The sequence below is a fragment of the Mycobacterium canetti CIPT 140010059 genome (assembly GCF_000253375.1).
Taxonomy (GTDB): domain Bacteria; phylum Actinomycetota; class Actinomycetes; order Mycobacteriales; family Mycobacteriaceae; genus Mycobacterium; species Mycobacterium tuberculosis.
Genome location: NC_015848.1, coordinates 279,614 through 298,864, shown reverse-complemented (window position 1 = coordinate 298,864; position 19,251 = coordinate 279,614). Strand labels below are relative to the sequence as shown.

Below are 19,251 nucleotides of genomic sequence, written 5' to 3'. Positions count from 1 at the left end.
TCTGAAGTAAGTTAGTCCTCGATACGGTTACGTGTATTGGCGCGCCCGACCCCCACACGATACGGAAGGCAGCTGAAGTGGCTCCCAAGCGTTCGTCCGATCTGTTCTCGCAGGTTGTCAACTTCGGTCCAGGATCGTTTTTGGCCAGGCAATTGGGTGTTCCGCAACCCGAGACGCTTCGCCGCTATCGAGCAGGCGAACCGCCACTGACCGGGTCGCTGCTGATCGGCGGGGCCGGCAGGGTCGTCGAACCACTGCGCGCGGCACTCGAAAAGGACTACGACCTGGTAGGAAACAACCTGGGCGGGCGCTGGGCGGACTCGTTCGGCGGGCTGGTCTTCGACGCCACCGGCATCACAGAGCCGGCCGGGCTCAAGGGGCTGCACGAGTTCTTTACTCCGGTACTGCGCAATCTCGGCCGTTGCGGGCGCGTGGTGGTTGTTGGCAGCACACCCGAAGCGGCCGCCAGCACGAACGAGCGGATCGCGCAGCGCGCGCTGGAGGGCTTCACCCGCGCGCTGGGCAAGGAACTGCGCCGCGGTGCGACAACGGCGTTGGTCTACCTGTCGCCGGACGCCAAGCCCGCAGCTACCGGCCTCGAGTCGACCATGCGATTCCTGCTGTCGGCCAAGTCGGCCTACGTCGACGGCCAAGTCTTCTCTGTCGGGGCGGACGATTCCACACCGCCGGCCGACTGGGAGAAGCCGCTGGACGGCAAGGTCGCCATTGTGACCGGCGCGGCCCGCGGCATCGGCGCAACCATCGCCGAGGTGTTCGCTCGCGACGGCGCCCACGTGGTCGCCATCGATGTGGAGTCCGCCGCCGAGAACCTGGCCGAAACCGCCAGCAAGGTGGGCGGCACCGCGCTGTGGCTCGACGTCACCGCCGACGATGCCGTCGACAAGATCAGCGAGCACCTGCGCGACCACCACGGTGGCAAGGCCGACATCCTGGTCAACAACGCCGGCATCACCCGCGACAAGCTGCTGGCCAACATGGACGATGCGCGTTGGGACGCCGTCCTGGCTGTCAATCTGCTTGCCCCGTTGCGGCTCACCGAGGGTCTGGTGGGCAACGGCAGCATCGGAGAGGGTGGTCGGGTGATCGGGCTGTCGTCGATCGCCGGCATCGCCGGCAACCGCGGCCAGACCAACTACGCCACCACCAAGGCCGGGATGATCGGCATCACCCAGGCGCTGGCACCCGGCCTGGCCGCGAAAGGCATCACGATCAACGCCGTGGCACCGGGATTCATCGAAACCCAGATGACGGCCGCCATCCCGCTGGCCACCCGTGAGGTAGGCCGCCGGCTGAACTCGCTGCTGCAGGGCGGGCAGCCCGTCGACGTCGCCGAGGCCATCGCCTACTTCGCCAGCCCGGCGTCAAACGCGGTGACCGGCAACGTCATTCGTGTCTGCGGCCAGGCCATGATCGGCGCGTGAGGGGACAGTAGTGACTCAACCCAGCGGCCTGAAGAACCTGCTGCGCGCGGCGGCCGGGGCGCTACCCGTGGTGCCCCGGACAGACCAGCTGCCCAACCGGACGGTGACCGTCGAGGAGCTGCCGATCGACCCCGCCAACGTCGCGGCCTACGCGGCGGTCACCGGTCTGCGCTACGGCAACCAGGTGCCGTTAACCTATCCGTTCGCGTTGACTTTTCCATCGGTGATGTCGTTGGTGACCGGCTTCGACTTCCCGTTCGCCGCAATGGGAGCGATACACACCGAGAACCACATCACGCAATACCGGCCGATCGCGGTCACCGACGCGGTGGGCGTGCGGGTGCGCGCGGAGAATCTGCGCGAACACCGCAGGGGCCTGCTGGTCGATCTGGTGACCAACGTCAGCGTCGGCAACGATGTCGCCTGGCACCAGGTGACGACGTTCCTGCATCAACAACGCACCAGCTTGTCCGGCGAACCCAAACCGCCGCCGCAAAAAAAGCCCAAGCTACCCCCGCCCGCCGCGGTCCTGCGGATCACCCCGGCGAAGATCCGCCGCTATGCCGCCGTCGGCGGCGATCACAACCCGATCCACACCAACCCGATCGCGGCGAAACTGTTCGGCTTCCCCACCGTCATCGCGCACGGGATGTTCACTGCCGCGGCGGTATTGGCGAATATCGAAGCCCGTTTTCCGGACGCGGTGCGCTATTCGGTTCGGTTCGCCAAGCCGGTGCTGCTGCCGGCCACCGCGGGACTCTACGTCGCCGAAGGCGATGGCGGCTGGGATCTCACACTGCGCAATATGGCCAAGGGATACCCCCACCTGACCGCTACCGTGCGGGGTCTATAGCCGGGGCCACGCGGATCGGCCCGGCGTGGTCAGCCATCCGACGTTATCGGGTCCCACACGCGTGAGAAGCCGAAGTCGGTGAAGCCGTTGATGTTTCGAGTGGCGAATTCGTCGACACCATGATGGCGCAAGGTCAGTGCCAGCCGGGCATCGAATAGGCGCCGGCGAGCAATTCTAGGCGTGGCCGCCAACACCCACACCTCGTTCATGACCGGAGCGTTCTCGAGGAGCGCCCACCGCCGGTTGCGACGGAACGTCTGACAGACTTCCGCCGCCTCGGGGCCCTCGAGCGGTCGCGTCACCACCGTAGGATTCCGCAGCAATTGATACAGCTCCATAAGCACGAGTTCGCAGACTGCGACGTCGGCTCGACCAGCGCACTCGACGAGGAAGGCGGCGGCGGCGTCATGCTCGGGGCAATCCCGGTTCTGCGCGTACAGCAGGATATTCGTATCGATCGAGAGCACGGGCTACTCACGCCTCGTTGGCGAGCTCGCGCCACGTTTCTTCGGACGCACGAAACGGACCGAGTCGACGCGGCGTGGGCGGCTGCCAGGTGTCGGACGCCGCATCGCGCCTCGGATAGATCCGCACCATGTGCTCCAGCCCGCGACGAACGACCTCGGCAAGGGTCATTTCGTGCTCGTGCGCGACCCGCTTGGCGTCCCGGTAAAGCTCATCTGGGAGCTGGACTTGCGTTCGAATCATACATCGAATTTACATCTGCATCTAAAATACACCAACATCTCAGTGGCCGATACCGCGCAGGTCAGTGCCCGGTCTCGAGCCGATCCACCGGCGCGCCCTTGAGGCCGAGCCAGAACAGGTTGATCATCATCTCGGCCGCCTCGTCAACGTCGGTGTCACCGGTACCGAGCCGGGTGGCCACTGCCTCGCCGGCGCCCACCAGCGCGACGGCCATCATCTCGATTTCGGCGTCCGTAAGCGGGCCGCGGGTGCCGGCCCGCACCAACTCGGCCACCAGTTGGACGATCTGTTCGCGCCCCTCACGCACCGTGTGCGCGAACGCTTGGGAGCTGGTGGCCTGGGTGTACATCACGATCCACGACGCCCGGTTGGCATCGATATAGCGTAGGAACGACACGATGGTGTTGCGCAGCAAGTCTTTCGGGCTCTGGTCGAAGTTGATGCTGGAACGCAGCGCGTCGATGAACCGGCTCATCTCACGGTTCAGGCAGGCGCCGAACAGGTCTTCCTTGGAGCCGTAGTACAGGTACAGCATCGGCTTGGAGATCTGCGCCTCGGCAGCGATCGCGTCCATCGAGGTCTCGTGGTAGCCGTTAACCGAGAACATCTGCACGGCGGCATCGAGCATCTGCTGCTCGCGGACAGCACGCGGTAGTCGCTTGGTACCACCTGCCATCGCCAGCCCCTTTTGGGCCCCTGTAGCCCGTCTATCTAACCCTACGGTAAGCAGTGGGGCGCCAGCCGCACATCGCTAACGGCCACACCCCGGGTTGGGCCCCTTCATGGTCGCCACCCGCACCACCGACCGGTCGACCGCCGACATCGGCAATTCACCGGCGCGCAGCGCCTGTTCCAGGCGGTCCAGCACCGCGGGCACCTCTTTGGTGGTAACCCACAGTGCGATATCGGCACCGGCTTGCAAGGTGCGCAACACCGCCTCGCTGACGCCAAACCGGTCTGAGATCGCGGCCATACCAGAGAGGTCGTCGCTGAACACTGGACCATCGAACGGCGGTGCGCCGTATCCCGTGCCGGTGCGCAGCAGGTTCACCGCGGCCTTGCTCAGACTGGCCGGCTCGGAGCCGGTCAACCCAGGAACCTGCAGATGACCCACCATCACACCGACCGGCGCCTGGGTCACCAGCGTTCGGTAGGGCACCAGGTCATCGCCCACCAGGTCATCAAGCGGTGGTGTCGTGACACCCCCGTTGTGCGAATCACCCGAGCCACGCCCGTGACCGGGGAAATGCTTGAGCACCGGCAGCACCCCGGCATCGCGCAGACCCTGCGCGTACGCCCCGGCATACGCGGTGACCGTAGCCGGATCCGAGCCGAACGACCGGTCCCCGATCACCGTGTCATCCGGGGCGTCGGTGACGTCGACCACCGGGGCGAAGTCGATGGTGATACCCAGCTTTCTCATCTGCCGGCCGCGGTCTCGAGCAAAGTCGCGCACCTGCTGGACGGTTCGGGTTTGTGCCAGTTCGCGGGCCGACGGCCCCCTACCGCCGATCAGCGACCTCAACCGGGACACCCGCCCGCCTTCCTCGTCGACACTCACCGCCAGCGGCAGCGGACCCCCGCCGGCAACGATCTCGGCCAGCGCGCCGTCAAAAATCGTCAGGTCGGTGTCGCTGCCGATGAGGATGCCGCCGACGTGGTAGTTGGTGACCACGGCTTGGGCGTCCGCGGCATCTCGCACGCCGACCACCAGCAGCTGGGCCAGCTTGTCACGGGGGGACAGCAGCGCCGGGATCCCCGCCGGCTCGGCGCAGCTCCGGGGCACGGGAACGGCTACCGGAGTTGCGGGCGACGCGCCGGAGGTCGTCGACGAGCCGGTGGGTGTGCCGCCATGGCTGCAGGCCACCACCAACGCTGCTGCCGCAGCGAGTATCGCCAGTGTGCGTGGAAAAGCCATCCGGACATGCTGTCACGGTGGCGCATACGCTCCGGGTTGGGGGGCCAGGCCCACGCTTCTGCTAAGTTGCCTCTAGCCTCTCAAGCCGCACCCACAGCCGTCGAGGAGCCACCGATGAACCGGATCGTCGCGCCCGCCGCCGCAAGCGTGGTGGTTGGTCTGTTGCTGGGCGCGGCCGCGATCTTCGGAGTGACCCTGATGGTGCAGCAGGACAAGAAACCGCCACTCCCCGGGGGCGATCCGTCGTCATCAGTGCTCAACCGGGTCGAGTACGGTAACCGTAGCTAGCCCCGCGACCCGGGCGCCGCAGGCTGAGGCGGCCTCCGGGTCGGAGGTGGCGCCGTTGTCTCGCAAATGGCTGCCGGTGGTCGGCGCGGTAGCGTTGGCGCTGACGTTCGCCCAATCCCCCGGACAAGTCTCCCCCGACACCAAGCTGGACCTCACCGCCAACCCGCTGCGCTTCCTGGCGCGTGCGACCAACCTGTGGAACAGCGACCTGCCGTTCGGGCAGGCGCAGAACCAGGCCTACGGGTATCTGTTTCCGCACGGCACCTTCTTCGTGATCGGTCAACTGCTGGGAGTGCCCGGCTGGGTCACTCAGCGGCTGTGGTGGGCGGTGTTGCTCACGGTCGGCTTCTGGGGCCTGCTGCGGGTAGCCGAGGCGCTGGGCGTCGGCGGCCCGTCCTCGCGGGTGGTCAGCGCCGTGGCGTTCGCGCTGTCACCACGGGTGCTGACCACACTCGGGTCGATCTCGTCGGAAACCTTGCCGATGATGCTGGCGCCGTGGGTGCTGCTGCCCACGATCCTGGCGCTGCGGGGGACTTCTGGCCGCTCGGTGCGCGCGCTGGCCGCCCAAGCCGGGCTGGCGGTGGCGCTGATGGGCGCGGTCAACGCCATCGCGACGCTGGCCGGTTGCCTGCCGGCGGTGATCTGGTGGGCCTGTCACCGGCCGAATCGGTTGTGGTGGCGCTACACCGCGTGGTGGCTGTTGGCGATGGCCCTGGCGACACTGTGGTGGGTAATGGCGCTGACGCAGCTGCACGGGGTCAGTCCGCCGTTTCTGGACTTCATCGAATCTTCCGGCGTGACCACGCAATGGTCCTCGCTGGTGGAGGTGCTGCGCGGCACCGACAGCTGGACGCCGTTCGTGGCGCCGAACGCGACCGCGGGCGCGCCGTTGGTCACCGGATCGGCGGCCATCCTGGGCACCTGCCTGGTCGCAGCGGCCGGGCTGGCCGGACTGACTAGCCCGGCGATGCCGGCGCGCGGCCGGCTGGTGACGATGCTGTTGGTCGGGGTGGTGCTGCTGGCCGTCGGCCACCGCGGCGGGCTGGCTTCGCCGGTCGCCCACCCGGTGCAGGCGTTCCTGGACGCCGCCGGCACCCCCCTGCGCAACGTACACAAGGTGGGGCCGGTGATCCGGCTGCCCCTGGTGCTGGGCTTGGCGCAGCTGCTGAGCCGAGTTCCGCTGCCAGGCAGCGCGCCGAGGCCGGCGTGGCTGCGCGCGTTCGCGCACCCCGAGCGGGACAAGCGAGTAGCGGTGGCGGTGGTAGCCCTGACCGCGCTGATGGTCAGCACCTCGCTGGCGTGGACCGGCCGGGTCGCCCCGCCCGGCACGTTCGGTGCGCTTCCCCAGTACTGGCAGGAGGCCGCCGACTGGCTGCGCACACACCATGCCGCGACGCCCACTCCCGGGCGGGTGCTGGTGGTCCCGGGCGCCCCGTTCGCCACCCAGGTGTGGGGCACCAGCCACGACGAGCCGCTGCAGGTGCTCGGCGACGGCCCGTGGGGCGTGCGCGACTCCATTCCGCTGACCCCGCCGCAGACCATTCGAGCGCTGGACTCCGTGCAACGCCTGTTCGCCGCCGGACGACCGTCGGCGGGGCTGGCCGATACCCTTGCCCGCCAAGGCATTTCCTATGTGCTGGTACGCAACGATCTGGATCCCGAGACGTCGCGCTCGGCACGACCGATTCTGCTGCACCGTAGCATCGCAGGGTCGCCCGGGCTAGCGAAGCTGGCGGAGTTCGGCGCGCCGGTGGGTCCTGATCCGCTGGCGGGTTTCGTCAACGACAGCGGCCTGCGACCCCGATATCCCGCGATTGAGATCTACCGGGTGAGCGCGCCCGCCAACCCCGGTGCGCCCTACTTCGCCGCGACCGACCAGCTCGCCCGCGTCGACGGCGGACCCGAGGTCCTGCTGCGTCTGGACGAACGACGCCGGCTGCAGGGCCAGCCCCCGCTGGGTCCGGTGCTGATGACCGCGGACGCTCGAGCTGCCGGCTTGCCGGTGCCCCAGGTCGCCGTCACCGACACCCCGGTGGCCCGCGAGACCGATTACGGCCGGGTGGACCACCACTCGTCGGCGATCCGGGCACCCGGCGACGCCCGGCACACCTACAACCGGGTGCCTGACTACCCGGTGCCGGGCGCGGAGCCGGTCGTCGGTGGATGGACCGGCGGCCGGATCACCGTGTCGAGCTCCTCGGCGGATGCCACCGCCATGCCCGACGTCGCCCCGGCGAGCGCACCCGCGGCCGCCGTCGACGGTGACCCGGCGACCGCTTGGGTGTCCAACGCGCTGCAGGCCGCCGTTGGGCAGTGGCTGCAGGTGGATTTCGACCGTCCGGTGACCAATGCCGTCGTCACCCTGACACCCAGCGCGACCGCGGTCGGCGCCCAGGTCCGACGCATCCTGATCGAGACCGTCAACGGCAGCACCACCCTGCGGTTCGATGAGGCGGGCAAACCGCTCACCGCCGCACTGCCCTACGGCGAAACCCCCTGGGTGCGGTTTACCGCGGCCGCCACCGACGACGGGTCGGCCGGTGTGCAGTTCGGCATCACCGATCTGGCCATCACCCAATACGATGCGTCCGGTTTCGCCCATCCGGTCCAGCTGCGACACACCGTGCTGGTGCCCGGGCCGCCGCCGGGTTCGGCGATCGCGGGCTGGGACCTGGGATCCGAACTGCTGGGCAGACCGGGCTGCGCCCCGGGACCCGACGGCGTGCGCTGCGCCGCCTCGATGGCCCTGGCACCCGAGGAACCGGCCAATCTCAGCCGCACACTGACCGTACCCCGCCCGGTGTCGGTGACCCCGATGGTGTGGGTGCGACCACGGCAGGGCCCGAAGCTGGCCGACTTGATCGCCGCGCCTTCCACCACCCGGGCCAGCGGTGATTCCGACCTTGTCGACATCCTCGGCTCGGCGTACGCGGCCGCCGACGGCGATCCGGCCACCGCCTGGACCGCGCCGCAGCGGGTGGTGCAACACAAAACCCCGCCGACGCTGACGCTCACCCTGCCGCGGCCCACCGTGGTGACCGGGCTGCGGCTGGCCGCCAGCCGGTCGATGTTGCCGGCCCATCCGACGGTGGTGGCCATCAACCTGGGCGACGGCCCCCAGGTCCGACAACTGCAGGTCGGCGAGCTAACGACGCTATGGCTGCATCCCCGGGTGACCGACACGGTGTCGGTCAGCCTGCTGGACTGGGACGACGTCATCGATCGCAACGCGCTGGGCTTCGACCAGCTCAAGCCGCCGGGGCTGGCCGAAGTGGTGGTGCTTGGCGCCGGCGGCGCCCCGATTGCGCCGGCCGACGCCGCCCGCAACCGCGCGCGTGCGCTCACCGTGGATTGCGATCACGGCCCGGTCGTCGCCGTCGCGGGCCGGTTCGTGCACACCTCGATCCGAACCACGGTGGGCGCCTTGCTGGACGGTGAACCGGTCGCCGCGCTCCCGTGTGAACGCGAGCCGATAGCGCTGCCGGCGGGACAGCAGGAATTGCTGATCAGCCCCGGCGCCGCGTTCGTGGTCGACGGTGCCCAGTTGTCAACTCCCGGTGCTGGATTGTCAAGCGCGACAGTTACTTCTGCTGAAACGGGTGCGTGGGGTCCCACCCACCGCGAAGTTCGGGTTCCCGAGTCGGCCACTTCCCGGGTGCTGGTGGTACCCGAAAGCATCAACTCGGGCTGGGTGGCCCGCACGAGCACCGGGGCCCGGCTGACACCGATCGCCGTCAACGGGTGGCAGCAGGCCTGGGTGGTGCCCGCCGGGAACCCCGGCACCATCACGCTGACATTCGCACCGAACTCGCTGTATCGGGCGAGCCTGGCGATAGGGCTGGCCCTGCTGCCCCTGCTAGCTCTGCTGGCGTTCTGGCGGACCGGGCGACGGCAGCTCGCCGACCGGCCCACACCACCCTGGAGGCCCGGAGCCTGGGCGGCGGCCGGGGTGCTGGCGGCCGGGGCGGTGATCGCCAGCATCGCCGGGGTCATGGTGATGGGCACGGCCCTCGGTGTGCGGTATGCACTGCGCCGCCGGGAGCGACTACGTGACCGGGTCACCGTCGGACTGGCTGCGGGCGGGCTGATCCTGGCCGGCGCTGCGCTGTCCCGGCATCCGTGGCGGTCGGTCGACGGCTACGCAGGGAACTGGGCCAGTGTGCAACTGCTGGCACTGATTTCGGTTTCCGTGGTGGCGGCATCGGTGGTCGCCACATCAGAGTCTCGTGGTCAAGACCGCATGCAATAGTTGGTGTGAACGCCGTGTCCAAGGAGTAACGGCCATGGGATGGTTTTCAGCGCCCGAATATTGGCTGGGCAGACTGGCGCTGGAGCGCGGCACGGCGATTATTTATCTGATCGCATTCGTCGCGGCCGCACAGCAGTTCCGGCCCCTCATCGGAGAGCACGGCATGCTGCCGGTGCCGCGGTATCTGGCTGGACAGTCCTTCTGGCGAACACCGAGCATCTTTCACTTTCGCTATTCCGATCGGGTGTTCGCCGGGGTCTGCTGGTTGGGTGCCGTGTTGTCGGCAGCCATCGTCGCCGGTGCGGCCTCCTTCGTGCCGTTGTGGGCCACGATGCTGATCTGGCTGACGCTGTGGGTGCTCTACCTGTCCATCGTCAACGTCGGGCAGGCGTGGTACTCATTCGGTTGGGAGTCGCTGCTGCTGGAGACCGGCTTCCTGATGATCTTCCTCGGAAACGAGCGCACCGCCCCGCCGATTCTGACGTTGTTGTTGGCGCGCTGGCTGCTGTTCCGGGTCGAATTCGGTGCCGGATTGATCAAGATGCGCGGCGACTCGTGCTGGCGCAGTCTGACGTGCCTGTACTACCACCACGAAACACAGCCCATGCCGGGCCCGTTGAGCTGGTTCTTCCATCACCTGCCTAAGCCATTGCACCGGATTGAGGTGGCGGGCAACCATTTCGCCCAGCTCGTGGTGCCGTTTGGGTTGTTCACACCACAGCCCGCAGCCAGCATCGCCGCCGCGATCATCGTGGTTACCCAGCTATGGCTGGTGGCATCGGGAAATTTCTCCTGGCTCAATTGGCTGACCATCCTCTTGGCGTGCAGCGCGATCGACACATCTTCGGCCGCGGCGCTGCTGCCGATGCCGGCCCAGCCGGCGCTGTCGGCACCGCCGCAGTGGTTCGCCGGCCTCGTGGTCGTATTCACCGTGGCGGTGCTGTTGCTGAGCTACTGGCCGGCACGCAATCTGCTGTCCTCTCATCAACGAATGAACATGTCGTTCAACCCCTTTCATTTGGTCAACACCTACGGGGCGTTCGGCAGCATCTGCCGCACCCGCCGGGAAGTGGTAATCGAAGGGACCGACGAGTCACCGATTACCGAACAAACCGTCTGGAAAGCATACGAATTCAAGGGCAAGCCCGGTGATCCGCGCCGGCTGCCGCGGCAATGGGCCCCCTACCATCTGCGGCTGGACTGGCTCATGTGGTTCGCCGCCATCTCACCGGGCTACGCACTACCGTGGATGACGCCATTCCTAAACCGGTTGCTGCGCAATGATCCTGCGACGCTGAAGCTGTTGCGCCACAATCCTTTCCCGCAATCTCCGCCTCGGTATGTGCGCGCGCAGCTGTATCAGTACCGCTTCACCACCGTGGCCGAGCTGCGACGGGACCGAGCCTGGTGGCACCGCACGCTGATCGGGCGCTACGTCCCGCCGATGTCGCTACGCAAAGTCGCCTCGCCACCGGCCGATTGAACGGGCCGATTAGCTCCCGACGAACGTGCGATCGGTGACATGTTCCGCCACGCTGGTCCTGCCCGTGATAGAGCCCACCCCAGCCGATAGGAGGCCCCGACACCTCCTGCTCGGGAGCGCTGGCCACGTTAGTGGCAGGCTGGACACCGGACGATTTGTGCAAACCCACCCAGCAAAGGATGTCAGCGTGCCCATCGCCACCATCAACCCGGCTACCGGCGAAACAGTCAAGACATTCACTGCGGCGACCGATGACGAAGTCGACGCGGCAATAGCCCGGGCCCACCGGCGGTTCGCCGACTACCGCCAGACCAGCTTCGCCCAGCGCGCCCGGTGGGCCAATGCCACCGCCGACTTGCTGGAAGCCGAGGCCGACCAGGCCGCCGCGATGATGACGCTCGAGATGGGCAAGACGCTGGCCGCGGCCAAAGCCGAGGCACTGAAGTGCGCCAAGGGTTTTCGCTACTACGCCGAAAACGCCGAGGCGTTGCTGGCCGACGAACCCGCCGATGCGGCCAAGGTCGGGGCGTCGGCGGCCTACGGCCGATACCAGCCGCTCGGGGTGATCCTGGCGGTGATGCCATGGAACTTCCCCCTGTGGCAAGCGGTTCGGTTCGCCGCACCGGCACTGATGGCCGGAAACGTCGGCCTGCTCAAGCACGCGTCGAACGTGCCGCAATGCGCGCTGTACCTGGCCGACGTCATCGCCCGAGGCGGCTTCCCGGACGGCTGCTTCCAGACGTTGCTTGTTAGCTCGGGAGCCGTCGAAGCCATCCTGCGTGATCCCCGGGTCGCGGCGGCCACGCTGACCGGAAGCGAGCCGGCCGGCCAATCGGTGGGCGCTATCGCCGGTAACGAGATCAAGCCGACCGTGCTCGAGCTCGGCGGCAGCGACCCGTTCATCGTTATGCCGTCGGCCGATCTGGACGCCGCGGTCAGCACCGCCGTCACCGGCCGGGTGCAGAACAACGGCCAATCCTGCATCGCCGCCAAGCGGTTCATCGTCCACGCCGACATTTACGACGATTTCGTCGACAAGTTCGTCGCGCGGATGGCGGCGTTACGGGTCGGCGACCCGACCGACCCGGACACCGACGTGGGCCCGCTGGCCACCGAGCAGGGCCGCAACGAGGTTGCCAAGCAAGTCGAGGATGCTGCCGCGGCGGGCGCGGTGATCCGGTGCGGCGGAAAGCGTCTCGACCGGCCGGGCTGGTTCTACCCGCCGACCGTGATCACCGACATCTCCAAGGACATGGCTCTCTACACCGAGGAGGTCTTCGGTCCGGTCGCCTCGGTGTTCCGCGCGGCGAACATCGACGAGGCCGTCGAGATCGCCAACGCCACCACCTTCGGGCTGGGATCCAACGCCTGGACCCGCGACGAGACCGAGCAACGACGCTTCATCGACGACATCGTGGCGGGCCAGGTTTTTATCAACGGCATGACGGTGTCCTATCCCGAATTGCCGTTCGGCGGGGTCAAGCGCTCGGGCTATGGCCGGGAACTGTCCGCACACGGGATACGCGAGTTCTGCAACATCAAGACCGTCTGGATCGCCTAGCGTTCCCCTGGCGAGCAGACGCAAAATCGCCCAATTCGGCACGAAATTGGGCGATTTTGCGTCTGCTCGCCAGGCCTAGGCCGAGGCCGCTGCCAGGGTGCGCCGGTCCTCGTCGGCGAAGGTGTCCTCCAGCTGCGCGGGCGAGTAGTCGACGTCGATTTCGGCGACCGGCCGGCCGCGGGCGTTGCTGATGGTGCCGAACCGGCGCATTCCCTTGTCGGTCGAGTATTGCAGGAAATCGTCCTTGGACAGGTCGAATGGGGGCTGGTCGCCGTACAGCGCAAAGCCCTCCTCGATGAGGCGCAGCGCCAGCGGGATGAGCTCGTTCATCCGTGTTTCGAACACCGTCCAATTGGCGTCGTCGGCGGCGACGTGGCGCCGACAGGTGAAGGTGCCCCAAGCCATGTGGCGTCGCTCGTCGTCACCGATGCGCCGGACCAGCTCCTGCATGCCGGGAAGGATTGCGCGTTCCACACAGATCTTGTGCCAGGCGTAGTAGCCCGTGAGCGCCAGCATGCCTTCCACGATGTGGTTGTAGGTGACCGACGCCCGGACCTGGGCGGCCGGTGAGGGATCGGCCGACAATGCGTTGAGGCACTCCGGCAACTCCGCGTAGAAGATTTGGCGGTAGGCGGGCAAGTCGTCGAGATAGCGATGCAAGTCTTCGCTGATTCCGACGGCATCCAGCCACATGCGAAACACCTGGGTGTGTTTGGCTTCCTCGAACGCGAACTGCGTCAGATACATCTCATCGGCCAGCCGTCCCTCGGCCCGCATCGCGGACATGAACGGCTGGATGTCCTCGGTCACCGCCTCCTCGCCGGCAATGAACTGGGTGCACAATCGGGTGGCGTAGTCACGTTCGTCATCCGACAACTTCTCCCAGTCCGCCCGGTCGCGCGTGAAGTCGATGTCGGCCGGATCCCAGAACTTTGCGTTGCCCCCGGCGAACAGCTTCAGTGGCAGGCTCGCCCAGTTGAGTCCGCCCGCGGCGAGCGAGCCCGAACGTGTGCGTGTCATGTGATCTCCTCCGATCGGGTCTGGGCTGAGTTGGTCGCGGGGTGCTGGGCATCGAAGGCCGCCGCCAGCACGGCGACAAGCCTGCGCACGGCCAGCGCGGGCTGCTCAGGTGTGGGCTCGTCGAGGCCCAGGATCGGATCCAAACCACGCATGTATGGAGCCAGCGCCAGGTGCGGAAAGATCAGCAGCAGCAGCGACATCAATGCACCGGTGTCGGAATCTGCGCGCAGGTCGCCCCGCGCGTGCGCGTCGCGCACCAGCGGCCGTAGCACGTCCAGGTAGTGGCGGTGCAGGACGCTGCGCACGCTGATGCGGGCATCGGTGTCGACCTCCAGGGTCGCCGCAGCATGCAACGCACGTTCCCGAGGATGCTCGGCGAAGTAGGCGACCCAGCCATCGAGCAGGTCGGTGAGGAATTCGAAGAACGGCCGGTTCGGGTCCAGCTCGCGGATCAGGTCCTCCATGTAGGAGCGGACTCGCTGGCTGGCGATGTCGGCAATAAACGCGTAGAGGTCGCGCTTGTCCGCGAAGTACTGGAACAGGCTGCCCTTGGCGACTCCGGCACGCCGGGCTATGACGTTCAAGCTGCCGCGGGAGAATCCGTGCGCACCGAACTCAGCCTCGGCGGCTTCCACCACGGCGGCACGGCGAGCCGGATCGACACGCGCCCACGTCACCGTCGGCATGGGGCCTCCTTGCGTTGGTGACCACTGGTCATTCTACTGTGCGCTGCATCACGGTCAAGGCTGGCGTCGAGATTGACACCAGCGCGCGAAAGTGCGAGTGGGCAACACGGCAGCGTCGATCTCGACGCGGCGCACTATGGTGCCATTTGATATGCGCCGTTGAGCGCGAGCACGTGGTCCTTCCAGATCTGGTCGTAGCGGGCGGGATCGTGCACCGGCCGACGGACCATTCGCATGGCGAACCGAGCCTGTTCGGCTGTCGTGGCGGACCTGTCGTGCAGCTCGACGGCATGGGTGTTGAAGTCCCGAACCAGTACGCCGAAGATCTCGTCGATCAAGGCCTCGTCGACACCAGATAGCCGGGCCTCCTCCAAAATGAGCTGGGCATAGGGCACGTTCGCGAAGAGTTGTCCCACGCCGAAGGCAAAGTCGATATCCTTCTGCTGTGCCGCGTCCGGGGTGGCGCTGGCCAGCAGCTCGGCGAACACGTCGACTTGCTCGCGCAGCAGCGCGACATTAGGCAGATGCGCGCAGGTGTCAAATGACGCGCGCCAGTCGTGGAAACGCACCTTACCCAAGCCCCCGGTGGGTCCCTGGGCAAACAGGAACGCGTCATCGGCGGCGTCGTCGCGACGCGGGATGACCGGCAGCGTGGAGTCGGGAGCGAACAGATAGTTGGGCATGAATTTGCCGAGTAGCCCGATGTTGATGTGCACAGTGCCTTCCAACCTGGGCAGCAGGCCAATCTCGCGAGCCACGGTCTCGAAAAACGTGTCCTTTTCCACCCCTTTGGCCGCAATGACGTCCCACAGGGCGGTGATGACCCGCTCGCCTTCGCTGGTGACCTTCGCCTTGGTCAGCGGGCTGTAGAGCAGGTAGCGACGGTCGGCGGCCGACGCGCTGCGCATGTAGTCGCTGGCCCGGCTGGCGACCAGCTTCATCGCAATTAGCCGCACGTAGGCGTCGGTGAGCAGCCGCCGCACGTGGCTGAAGTCGGTCACCACAGTGCCGTACAGGTGACGGTTGGCCGCGTGGGTGACCGACTCGTAGAGGGCGTGGGTGCACATTCCGATGGCACCCCAACCCAGGTTGTACTTGCAGACGTTGACCGTGTTGAGGGCGGCGTGGAAGGCTTCGGCGCCACGATGCAGGATGTCGGCCTCGGTGACCGGGTAATCGCGCAGCGCGTAATTGGCCACATAGTTCTGCGAGTTCACCACATTCTTGATCAGGTCATACCGCTCGTGCTGGGAGTCGGCGACGAAGAAGACGTACTCCTGGCTTTCTGGGGTGCCGGCGATCTTGCCGAAGGTGGAGACCATCCGGGCCACGTTGGCGTTGCCGATGTAGTACTTCTCGCCGTTGGCGGTCCAGCCGCCGTCGCTGGGGGTAAGGATCATGTCGGTCTGATAGACGTCGGCGCCGTGGGTCTGTTCGGACAGGCCGAAGGCGAACACTTCGCCGGCCTCGAGCCCCGCGGCGGCCTTGCGCTTGGCGTCCTCGTTGGCGCTCATCCAGATCGGGCCCAGGCCTAGGGCGGTCACCTGGAAGGGGTACCAGTAGCTCAGCCCGTAGAAGCCCATGATCTCGGCGAACTCGCTGATCCGGTAGGTGTCCCAGCGGCAATCATCGGCGCCATAGGAGGCCGGCGTCAGTAGGGAAGCAAAGATGCGTTCCCGCCCGACGAAGTCCAGGAAGTCCGAGTACCAGATCCGCTCGTGGTCGTCGTGCTTGAGCCGGGCCTTCCCCCTGGACTCGAAGAAGTCCACCGTCGCGGCCATGATCTCCCCGGAGCGACGGTCTGGGTATTTGCGTGTCAAATGGTTGGGGTTGAGCAGCATAAGAATTGGCTCCCGAGCGGTTCGGTCAACGACGAGGGTGACGCTACTGCACTGCGGCCCCGCAAGACACCGATTGCGGCCTAGCATCAGTGACGTGCCAGAACTAAATACCGCTCGCGGACCCATCGACACCGCTGATCTCGGCGTCACGCTCATGCACGAGCACGTCTTCATCATGACCACCGAGATTGCGCAGAACTACCCGGAAGCCTGGGGCGACGAGGACAAGCGGGTGGCCGGCGCCATCGCCCGGCTAGGCGAACTCAAGGTCCGCGGCGTGGACACCATCGTCGACCTCACGGTGATCGGGCTGGGCCGATACATCCCGCGCATCGCCCGGGTGGCCGCGGCCACCGAGCTGAACATCGTCGTGGCCACCGGCTTGTACACCTACAACGACGTCCCGTTCTACTTCCACTACCTCGGGCCGGGCGCACAGCTGGACGGCCCGGAGATCATGACCGACATGTTCGTCCGCGACATCGAGCACGGCATCGCCGACACCGGCATCAAGGCGGGAATCCTCAAGTGCGCCACCGACGAACCCGGCCTCACCCCTGGTGTCGAGCGGGTGTTGCGCGCGGTCGCCCAAGCACACAAACGCACCGGGGTGCCGATCTCCACCCACACCCACGCCGGGCTGCGGCGCGGCCTTGACCAGCAACGCATCTTCGCCGAGGAGGGGGTGGACCTGAGCCGGGTGGTTATCGGACACTGCGGCGACAGCACCGACGTCGGCTACCTGGAAGAGCTCATCGCCGCCGGCTCCTACCTCGGGATGGACCGGTTCGGCGTCGACGTGATCTCACCGTTTCAGGACCGGGTGAACATCGTGGCCCGAATGTGCGAGCGCGGCCATGCCGACAAGATGGTGCTATCACACGACGCCTGCTGCTATTTCGACGCGCTTCCCGAGGAGCTGGTGCCGGTGGCGATGCCGAATTGGCATTACCTCCACATCCACAACGACGTCATCCCCGCACTGAAGCAGCACGGCGTCACCGACGAGCAGCTGCACACCATGCTCGTCGACAACCCGCGCCGCATCTTCGAGCGGCAGGGCGGCTATCAGTGAGACAGCCGCGCCGGGCGAATGCCATGGGCTTGGCATTGTGCATATATATCGGCTCCTTATTGATATATACTCCGATTCATGGCGAAACATCTCGTCGACATCGACGAGCAGGCTTTAAACATGGCTCGTACAGAATTGGGCACGACGACGATCAAAGACACCGTCAACGCGGCCCTGCGGCAAGCCACGTCTCAGCGAGTTCAACGCGTCGCCGCCGCTCTCGACACGCTGGCCGCCGCACCGCCAGAGGACCGCGCCGAAGCATGGCGCTGAAATATCTTCTCGACACCAGCGTGATCAAAAGGCTCAGCCGGCCCGCCGTGCGGCGGGCGGTGGAACCGTTGGCTGAGGCCGGTGCCGTCGCTCGCACGCAAATAACCGACCTTGAAGTCGGGTACTCCGCACGCAATGAAACCGAGTGGCAGCGGCTCATGGTGGCATTGAGCGCGTTCGACCTCATCGAATCGACGGCATCGCATCATCGCCGCGCGCTTGGAATCCAGCGCCTACTCGCTGCGCGTAGTCAGCGCGGTCGCAAAATCCCGGACCTGCTCATTGCCGCGGCCGGCGAGGAACACGGGCTGGTCGTTCTACATTACGACGCGGACTTCGATCTCATCGCCGCCGTGACCGGTCAGCCCTGTCAGTGGATCGTGCCAGCGGGCACGATCGACTAGGTGCCCGCCAGGTGTCAGCCGGCCGAGTCAGGGTGCAATCGCGTCCGCCTGAAGTTCGCCGACCGATATGGGTTCGTTGCGGCGCTCCCAGCGGCGCAACGCTTCCCGGCAGGGCGACTCGACCAGGGCGTAGCTGACCGCGGCGATCGCGAAACCGAAGATCAGCGTCAACACCAGCACCGTCGGCATTCGCCCGGTAAACGGGAACGCTCCGATCACGGGAAACACCATGGCCAGCGCGGCCAGATGCCAGATGAACAGGCCATAGGACCAACGGCCCAGGGTCACCATCGCGGGGCTGCCCAGCAGCCGGTGCGACGTGTCGGGCCGGTCCAGCACCAGCGGCGCCACCAGCGCGAACGCTACCAGCGAGCCCATCGCGGTCTTCACCGCGAATTGTGCCGCCGTGCCCGGAACCAGGCCCTCCGGACCCGCCAACGGCGAGGCCGCCACCAGGTAACCCAGCAGCGCGGTAACCGCCATCGCCACGCGGCGGCGCGCCCACCGATGCGGCAACCCGACCGGGCTGTAGGCCCACTCCGCCAGCAACATTCCCGCGGCGAACCACGAGAAGAACGCCGGCGGCCAGGTCAACGGGTTGATCCCCGACCCGGCGTCCAACGGGAGCCAGCCCCACGCCCAGCTGAGCGCCGCCAGCGCCGCGATCGCCGGCACTCGGGCACCGACCGGAATTCGGCGGCCCAGCAACGCTAAGACCGGCAGCGCCGCATAGAAGGCGACCTCCACGGACAGGCTCCACATCTGGGTCAGGCCGCCGGTCAGGGTCAGCGGCACATAGATCTGGGTGAGCGTCAGGTTGGCCAGCCACACGGTCAGGCTGGCATGATCCGCGTCGGGCAGCAGGGACAGGATGACGACCACCGCCACCACATAGGCCGGCATGATGCGCGCCACCCGCGATCGCAGATACGGACCGGTTCGCGGGTGTGACCGCAGATCTCGCGCCGCTGCGGCGTGTCCGCGCCACAACAAGAATCCCGACACGGCGAAGAACACCGCCACCGCCAGATCGAAGCGGCCGAACAGCCGCCCGCCCACACCGCTAGAGTGCCCGGTCTGGAACGCGACGTGAGTGACCACGACGCCGACGGCCGCGCATGCGCGCATTCCCTCGACGGCGGGCAGAAAGCCACGGGTCCCACCCACCACCTGGCCGTTGGTCACCAACACAGTGTGCCTGTGAGGTGTTTGCGGGCGAATCGGTGCACCCGATTCGTCCGCCGGGCCCATACGCTCTGCTGTTAGGGTCAAACGGGTTTTGCCTCGCTTGGTCAGGTCGGAGCGGGTCCCGACCGACGAGTCCATGGACCATAAGGAGGTCACAGCAACGTGAACCGCGCCGGCGACGATGCAGTGTTGGCACCGCCCGCTTGCGGGGGACGAAGCGATGAGGTGGGGGCACCACCCGCTTGCGGGGGAGAGCGGCGCA

General features: G+C 66.9%; 17 protein-coding genes and 1 pseudogene. 10 read left to right on the top strand and 8 right to left on the bottom strand.

Annotation, left to right across the window (positions count from 1 at the left end):
• The first annotated feature begins 77 nt into the window (after positions 1-77).
• Both MCAN_RS01315 and htdX read left to right on the top strand, forming a co-directional pair.
• Complete coding sequence (locus MCAN_RS01315) at positions 78-1,442, top strand: 3-oxoacyl-ACP reductase (RefSeq protein WP_014000131.1); 1,365 nt, start codon at positions 78-80, stop codon at positions 1,440-1,442.
• A gap of 10 nt (positions 1,443-1,452) precedes the next feature.
• Positions 1,453-2,295, top strand: a complete 843-nt coding sequence (htdX, locus tag MCAN_RS01310; protein ID WP_003401305.1) for a 3-hydroxyacyl-thioester dehydratase HtdX — start codon at positions 1,453-1,455, stop codon at positions 2,293-2,295.
• A gap of 29 nt (positions 2,296-2,324) precedes the next feature.
• Here htdX and MCAN_RS01305 read toward each other — a convergent pair whose 3' ends face one another.
• The 4 genes from MCAN_RS01305 to lpqI all read right to left on the bottom strand — a co-directional run bounded on the left by MCAN_RS01305 (position 2,325) and on the right by lpqI (position 4,921).
• Positions 2,325-2,762 (bottom strand): type II toxin-antitoxin system VapC family toxin, encoded by a 438-nt coding sequence (locus tag MCAN_RS01305; protein WP_003900837.1) that lies wholly within the window; start codon positions 2,760-2,762, stop codon positions 2,325-2,327.
• A gap of 7 nt (positions 2,763-2,769) precedes the next feature.
• A complete protein-coding gene (locus MCAN_RS01300; RefSeq protein WP_003401300.1) occupies positions 2,770-3,003 on the bottom strand; it encodes an antitoxin in 234 nt (77 codons plus the stop codon).
• A gap of 61 nt (positions 3,004-3,064) precedes the next feature.
• Complete coding sequence (locus MCAN_RS01295; protein WP_014000130.1) at positions 3,065-3,679, bottom strand: TetR/AcrR family transcriptional regulator; 615 nt, start codon at positions 3,677-3,679, stop codon at positions 3,065-3,067.
• A 75-nt stretch (positions 3,680-3,754) separates the two neighbouring features.
• The gene (lpqI, locus tag MCAN_RS01290; RefSeq protein WP_014000129.1) at positions 3,755-4,921 is read right to left on the bottom strand and encodes a beta-N-acetylhexosaminidase; all 1,167 of its coding nucleotides are present in this window, start codon (positions 4,919-4,921) and stop codon (positions 3,755-3,757) included.
• Positions 4,922-5,035: 114 nt separating this feature from the next.
• Here lpqI and MCAN_RS01285 point away from each other — a divergent pair, with 114 nt between their 5' ends.
• The 4 genes from MCAN_RS01285 (at position 5,036) to MCAN_RS01270 (ending at position 12,502) form a co-directional block, all read left to right on the top strand.
• The gene (locus MCAN_RS01285) at positions 5,036-5,209 is read left to right on the top strand and encodes a DUF2613 domain-containing protein (protein ID WP_003401289.1); all 174 of its coding nucleotides are present in this window, start codon (positions 5,036-5,038) and stop codon (positions 5,207-5,209) included.
• Between the two features lie 46 nt (positions 5,210-5,255).
• Positions 5,256-9,458: a DUF3367 domain-containing protein gene (locus MCAN_RS01280; RefSeq protein WP_014000128.1), complete on the top strand. Its 4,203-nt coding sequence runs from the start codon at positions 5,256-5,258 to the stop codon at positions 9,456-9,458.
• 34 nt (positions 9,459-9,492) lie between these two features.
• Positions 9,493-10,941, top strand: a complete 1,449-nt coding sequence (locus MCAN_RS01275) for a lipase maturation factor family protein (RefSeq protein ID WP_014000127.1) — start codon at positions 9,493-9,495, stop codon at positions 10,939-10,941.
• Positions 10,942-11,128: 187 nt separating this feature from the next.
• Positions 11,129-12,502 (top strand): NADP-dependent succinic semialdehyde dehydrogenase, encoded by a 1,374-nt coding sequence (locus tag MCAN_RS01270; RefSeq protein ID WP_003912534.1) that lies wholly within the window; start codon positions 11,129-11,131, stop codon positions 12,500-12,502.
• 75 nt (positions 12,503-12,577) lie between these two features.
• On the opposite strand, the gene MCAN_RS01265 is transcribed toward MCAN_RS01270, so the two are convergent.
• The 3 genes from MCAN_RS01265 to MCAN_RS01255 form a co-directional block, all read right to left on the bottom strand.
• Positions 12,578-13,522, bottom strand: a complete 945-nt coding sequence (locus MCAN_RS01265) for a R2-like ligand-binding oxidase (protein WP_003401270.1) — start codon at positions 13,520-13,522, stop codon at positions 12,578-12,580.
• Positions 13,519-14,208, bottom strand: coding sequence for a TetR/AcrR family transcriptional regulator (locus tag MCAN_RS01260; protein ID WP_003401268.1), 690 nt, complete (start codon positions 14,206-14,208; stop codon positions 13,519-13,521). Before MCAN_RS01260 ends, MCAN_RS01265 begins: the two co-directional genes overlap by 4 nt.
• A 134-nt stretch (positions 14,209-14,342) precedes the next feature.
• Entirely contained in the window at positions 14,343-16,049 is a 1,707-nt protein-coding gene (locus MCAN_RS01255; RefSeq protein ID WP_014000126.1) for an acyl-CoA dehydrogenase family protein, read from the bottom strand.
• Positions 16,050-16,143: 94 nt separating this feature from the next.
• Here MCAN_RS01255 and MCAN_RS01250 point away from each other — a divergent pair, with 94 nt between their 5' ends.
• The 3 genes from MCAN_RS01250 (at position 16,144) to MCAN_RS01240 (ending at position 17,801) form a co-directional block, all read left to right on the top strand.
• Positions 16,144-17,124, top strand: a complete 981-nt coding sequence (locus MCAN_RS01250) for a phosphotriesterase family protein (RefSeq protein WP_014000125.1) — start codon at positions 16,144-16,146, stop codon at positions 17,122-17,124.
• Between the two features lie 78 nt (positions 17,125-17,202).
• A complete protein-coding gene (locus tag MCAN_RS01245; protein ID WP_003911072.1) occupies positions 17,203-17,397 on the top strand; it encodes a hypothetical protein in 195 nt (64 codons plus the stop codon).
• The gene (locus MCAN_RS01240; protein WP_003911071.1) at positions 17,388-17,801 is read left to right on the top strand and encodes a PIN domain nuclease; all 414 of its coding nucleotides are present in this window, start codon (positions 17,388-17,390) and stop codon (positions 17,799-17,801) included. Before MCAN_RS01245 ends, MCAN_RS01240 begins: the two co-directional genes overlap by 10 nt.
• A gap of 27 nt (positions 17,802-17,828) precedes the next feature.
• Here the strand turns inward: MCAN_RS01240 and MCAN_RS01235 are convergent, their stop codons facing one another.
• Positions 17,829-19,052 carry an acyltransferase family protein gene (locus MCAN_RS01235; RefSeq protein WP_003401260.1) on the bottom strand — a complete coding sequence of 408 codons (1,224 nt, stop codon included), beginning with the start codon at positions 19,050-19,052 and terminating at the stop codon, positions 17,829-17,831.
• A 99-nt stretch (positions 19,053-19,151) separates the two neighbouring features.
• Between MCAN_RS01235 and MCAN_RS24015 the strand changes: the two are divergent.
• A pseudogene (locus MCAN_RS24015) lies at positions 19,152-19,251 on the top strand (hypothetical protein); the annotation flags it as partial.

Coding starts and splice junctions, on each gene's coding strand:
- MCAN_RS01295 (WP_014000130.1), bottom strand. CDS start 3,679: ATGGCAGGTGGTACCAAGCGACTACCGCGTGCTGTCCGCGAGCAGCAG.
- MCAN_RS01275 (WP_014000127.1), top strand. CDS start 9,493: ATGGGATGGTTTTCAGCGCCCGAATATTGGCTGGGCAGACTGGCGCTG.
- MCAN_RS01240 (WP_003911071.1), top strand. CDS start 17,388: ATGGCGCTGAAATATCTTCTCGACACCAGCGTGATCAAAAGGCTCAGC.
- MCAN_RS01265 (WP_003401270.1), bottom strand. CDS start 13,522: ATGACACGCACACGTTCGGGCTCGCTCGCCGCGGGCGGACTCAACTGG.
- MCAN_RS01285 (WP_003401289.1), top strand. CDS start 5,036: ATGAACCGGATCGTCGCGCCCGCCGCCGCAAGCGTGGTGGTTGGTCTG.
- MCAN_RS01300 (WP_003401300.1), bottom strand. CDS start 3,003: ATGATTCGAACGCAAGTCCAGCTCCCAGATGAGCTTTACCGGGACGCC.
- MCAN_RS01235 (WP_003401260.1), bottom strand. CDS start 19,052: ATGGGCCCGGCGGACGAATCGGGTGCACCGATTCGCCCGCAAACACCT.
- MCAN_RS01255 (WP_014000126.1), bottom strand. CDS start 16,049: ATGCTGCTCAACCCCAACCATTTGACACGCAAATACCCAGACCGTCGC.
- lpqI (WP_014000129.1), bottom strand. CDS start 4,921: ATGGCTTTTCCACGCACACTGGCGATACTCGCTGCGGCAGCAGCGTTG.
- MCAN_RS01245 (WP_003911072.1), top strand. CDS start 17,203: ATGGCGAAACATCTCGTCGACATCGACGAGCAGGCTTTAAACATGGCT.
- MCAN_RS01260 (WP_003401268.1), bottom strand. CDS start 14,208: ATGCCGACGGTGACGTGGGCGCGTGTCGATCCGGCTCGCCGTGCCGCC.